This window comes from Streptomyces sp. LARHCF249 (assembly GCF_052871255.1).
Genome location: NZ_JBIXJQ010000032.1, coordinates 1 through 5,068 on the forward strand (window position 1 = coordinate 1; position 5,068 = coordinate 5,068).

Annotated in this window: 2 rRNA genes; both read right to left on the reverse strand. The window is 57.1% G+C overall.

Annotation, left to right across the window (positions count from 1 at the left end):
• Positions 1-31 precede the first annotated feature (31 nt).
• Positions 32-3,154, reverse strand: a 23S ribosomal RNA gene (locus tag ACIPUC_RS37170).
• Positions 3,155-3,435: 281 nt separating this feature from the next.
• Positions 3,436-4,960, reverse strand: a 16S ribosomal RNA gene (locus ACIPUC_RS37175).
• The 16S and 23S rRNA genes sit together here, the layout of an rRNA operon.
• Positions 4,961-5,068 lie beyond the last annotated feature (108 nt).

Genomic DNA, 5,068 nt, shown 5'->3' on the forward strand with positions numbered 1-5,068 from the left:
TTCAGAACTAACACAGTGGACGCGAGCAACTGAGGACAAGCCCTCGGCCTATTAGTACCAGTCAGCTTCACCCGTTACCGGGCTTCCACATCTGGCCTATCAACCCAGTCGTCTACTGGGAGCCTTACCCTCTCAAGGAGGTGGGAATACTCATCTCGAAGCAGGCTTCCCGCTTAGATGCTTTCAGCGGTTATCCCTCCCGAACGTAGCCAACCAGCCATGCCCTTGGCAGGACAACTGGCACACCAGAGGTTCGTCCGTCCCGGTCCTCTCGTACTAGGGACAGCCCTTCTCAATATTCCTACGCGCACAGCGGATAGGGACCGAACTGTCTCACGACGTTCTAAACCCAGCTCGCGTACCGCTTTAATGGGCGAACAGCCCAACCCTTGGGACCGACTCCAGCCCCAGGATGCGACGAGCCGACATCGAGGTGCCAAACCATCCCGTCGATATGGACTCTTGGGGAAGATCAGCCTGTTATCCCCGGGGTACCTTTTATCCGTTGAGCGACGGCGCTTCCACAAGCCACCGCCGGATCACTAGTCCCGACTTTCGTCCCTGCTCGACCCGTCGGTCTCACAGTCAAGCTCCCTTGTGCACTTACACTCAACACCTGATTGCCAACCAGGCTGAGGGAACCTTTGGGCGCCTCCGTTACCCTTTGGGAGGCAACCGCCCCAGTTAAACTACCCATCAGACACTGTCCCTGATCCGGATCACGGACCGAGGTTAGACATCCAGCACGACCAGAGTGGTATTTCAACGACGACTCCACCCCAACTGGCGTTGGGGCTTCAAAGTCTCCCACCTATCCTACACAAGCCGAACCGAACACCAATATCAAACTGTAGTAAAGGTCCCGGGGTCTTTCCGTCCTGCTGCGCGAAACGAGCATCTTTACTCGTAGTGCAATTTCACCGGGCCTATGGTTGAGACAGTCGAGAAGTCGTTACGCCATTCGTGCAGGTCGGAACTTACCCGACAAGGAATTTCGCTACCTTAGGATGGTTATAGTTACCACCGCCGTTTACTGGCGCTTAAGTTCTCAGCTTCGCACGCCCGAAAGCGCACTAACCGGTCCCCTTAACGTTCCAGCACCGGGCAGGCGTCAGTCCGTATACATCGCCTTACGGCTTCGCACGGACCTGTGTTTTTAGTAAACAGTCGCTTCTCGCTGGTCTCTGCGGCCACCCCCAGCTCACGGAGCAAGTCCGATCACCAGTGATGGCCCCCCTTCTCCCGAAGTTACGGGGGCATTTTGCCGAGTTCCTTAACCATAGTTCACCCGAACGCCTCGGTATTCTCTACCTGACCACCTGAGTCGGTTTAGGGTACGGGCCGCCATGAAACTCGCTAGAGGCTTTTCTCGACAGCATAGGATCATCCACTTCACCACAATCGGCTCGGCATCAGGTCTCAGCCTTAACGAGGGACGGATTTACCTACCCCTCGGCCTACACCCTTACCCCGGGACAACCACCGCCCGGGCTGGACTACCTTCCTGCGTCACCCCATCGCTTACCTACTACAAGTCTGGTTCGTCGGCTCCACCACTTTCCTTTCCCCGAAGGGTCCGGAACGGCTTCACGGACTTAGCATCGCCTGATTCGATATTGGGCGTTTCAAAGCGGGTACCGGAATATCAACCGGTTGTCCATCGACTACGCCTGTCGGCCTCGCCTTAGGTCCCGACTTACCCTGGGCAGATCAGCTTGACCCAGGAACCCTTAGTCAATCGGCGCACACGTTTCTCACGTGTGTATCGCTACTCATGCCTGCATTCTCACTCGTGAACCGTCCACAACTAGCTTCCGCTGCTGCTTCACCCGGCACACGACGCTCCCCTACCCATCACAGCGGGCGTTGGCCCTATTGCTGCAATGACACGACTTCGGCGGTACGCTTGAGCCCCGCTACATTGTCGGCGCGGAATCACTTGACCAGTGAGCTATTACGCACTCTTTCAAGGGTGGCTGCTTCTAAGCCAACCTCCTGGTTGTCTCTGCGACTCCACATCCTTTCCCACTTAGCGTACGCTTAGGGGCCTTAGTCGATGCTCTGGGCTGTTTCCCTCTCGACCATGGAGCTTATCCCCCACAGTCTCACTGCCGTGCTCTCACTTACCGGCATTCGGAGTTTGGCTAAGGTCAGTAACCCGGTAGGGCCCATCGCCTATCCAGTGCTCTACCTCCGGCAAGAAACACACGACGCTGCACCTAAATGCATTTCGGGGAGAACCAGCTATCACGGAGTTTGATTGGCCTTTCACCCCTAACCACAGGTCATCCCCCAGGTTTTCAACCCTGGTGGGTTCGGTCCTCCACGAAGTCTTACCTCCGCTTCAACCTGCCCATGGCTAGATCACTCCGCTTCGGGTCTAGAGCGTGCAACTCAATCGCCCTATTCGGACTCGCTTTCGCTACGGCTTCCCCACACGGGTTAACCTCGCTACACACCGCTAACTCGCAGGCTCATTCTTCAAAAGGCACGCAGTCACGACTGTATGTGCAAGCACATACAGCGACGCTCCCACGGCTTGTAGGCACACGGTTTCAGGTACTATTTCACTCCGCTCCCGCGGTACTTTTCACCATTCCCTCACGGTACTATCCGCTATCGGTCACCAGGGAATATTTAGGCTTAGCGGGTGGTCCCGCCAGATTCACACGGGATTTCTCGGGCCCCGTGCTACTTGGGAGATGAGCAAGCAAGCCGCTGATGTTTCGTCTACGGGGGTCTTACCCTCTACGCCGGACCTTTCGCATGTCCTTCGACTACATCAACGGTTTCTGACTCGCCGACCGGCCGGCAGACCGATCAAGCTCATTCCCACAACCCCGCATGCGCAACCCCTGCCGGGTATCACACGCATACGGTTTGGCCTCATCCGGTTTCGCTCGCCACTACTCCCGGAATCACGGTTGTTTTCTCTTCCTGAGGGTACTGAGATGTTTCACTTCCCCTCGTTCCCTCCACATGCCCTATGTGTTCAGGCATGGGTGACAGCCCATGACGACTGCCGGGTTTCCCCATTCGGACACCCCCGGATCAAAGCTCAGTTGGCAGCTCCCCGGGGCCTATCGCGGCCTCTCACGTCCTTCATCGGTTCCTGGTGCCAAGGCATCCACCGTGCGCCCTTAAAAACTTGGCCACAGATGCTCGCGTCCACTGTGTAGTTCTCAAACAACGACCAGCCACCCATCACCCTGATCCGAAGACCAAGTTCACTGGGGCCGGCACTGAAGATCAGACCATCACGGCCGTACCTTCAGGACCCAACAACGTGCCAAGCACCAGACATCCTCCGTCTCCTCTTTCCACGCCGAAGCAGTACTCGAGAACCATCAGACAATCCGGTGCCAACTAATCAACGTTCCACCCATGAGCTGACCGTGCAGAACATTTGCCTGCAATCGGTACTGTGCTCCTTAGAAAGGAGGTGATCCAGCCGCACCTTCCGGTACGGCTACCTTGTTACGACTTCGTCCCAATCGCCAGTCCCACCTTCGACAGCTCCCTCCCTTACGGGTTGGGCCACCGGCTTCGGGTGTTACCGACTTTCGTGACGTGACGGGCGGTGTGTACAAGGCCCGGGAACGTATTCACCGCAGCAATGCTGATCTGCGATTACTAGCAACTCCGACTTCATGGGGTCGAGTTGCAGACCCCAATCCGAACTGAGACCGGCTTTTTGAGATTCGCTCCACCTCACGGTATCGCAGCTCATTGTACCGGCCATTGTAGCACGTGTGCAGCCCAAGACATAAGGGGCATGATGACTTGACGTCGTCCCCACCTTCCTCCGAGTTGACCCCGGCGGTCTCCTGTGAGTCCCCATCACCCCGAAGGGCATGCTGGCAACACAGGACAAGGGTTGCGCTCGTTGCGGGACTTAACCCAACATCTCACGACACGAGCTGACGACAGCCATGCACCACCTGTATACCGACCACAAGGGGGGCACTATCTCTAATGCTTTCCGGTATATGTCAAGCCTTGGTAAGGTTCTTCGCGTTGCGTCGAATTAAGCCACATGCTCCGCTGCTTGTGCGGGCCCCCGTCAATTCCTTTGAGTTTTAGCCTTGCGGCCGTACTCCCCAGGCGGGGAACTTAATGCGTTAGCTGCGGCACCGACGACGTGGAATGTCGCCAACACCTAGTTCCCAACGTTTACGGCGTGGACTACCAGGGTATCTAATCCTGTTCGCTCCCCACGCTTTCGCTCCTCAGCGTCAGTAATGGCCCAGAGATCCGCCTTCGCCACCGGTGTTCCTCCTGATATCTGCGCATTTCACCGCTACACCAGGAATTCCGATCTCCCCTACCACACTCTAGCTAGCCCGTATCGAATGCAGACCCGAGGTTAAGCCTCGGGCTTTCACATCCGACGTGACAAGCCGCCTACGAGCTCTTTACGCCCAATAATTCCGGACAACGCTTGCGCCCTACGTATTACCGCGGCTGCTGGCACGTAGTTAGCCGGCGCTTCTTCTGCAGGTACCGTCACTTTCGCTTCTTCCCTGCTGAAAGAGGTTTACAACCCGAAGGCCGTCATCCCTCACGCGGCGTCGCTGCATCAGGCTTTCGCCCATTGTGCAATATTCCCCACTGCTGCCTCCCGTAGGAGTCTGGGCCGTGTCTCAGTCCCAGTGTGGCCGGTCGCCCTCTCAGGCCGGCTACCCGTCGTCGCCTTGGTGGGCCATTACCCCACCAACAAGCTGATAGGCCGCGGGCTCATCCTTCACCGCCGGAGCTTTCAACCCCCGCCCATGCAGGCAGGAGTGGTATCCGGTATTAGACCCCGTTTCCAGGGCTTGTCCCAGAGTGAAGGGCAGATTGCCCACGTGTTACTCACCCGTTCGCCACTAATCCACCCCGAAGGGCTTCATCGTTCGACTTGCATGTGTTAAGCACGCCGCCAGCGTTCGTCCTGAGCCAGGATCAAACTCTCCATGAATGTTTACCCGTAATCGGGTGCACACACACGCAGAGCGGGACGATCATGTCGGAATAAGACCGACCGTCCACTGCGTCCTCGCTGTGTAATTGCCTGCAAGCACTCCAC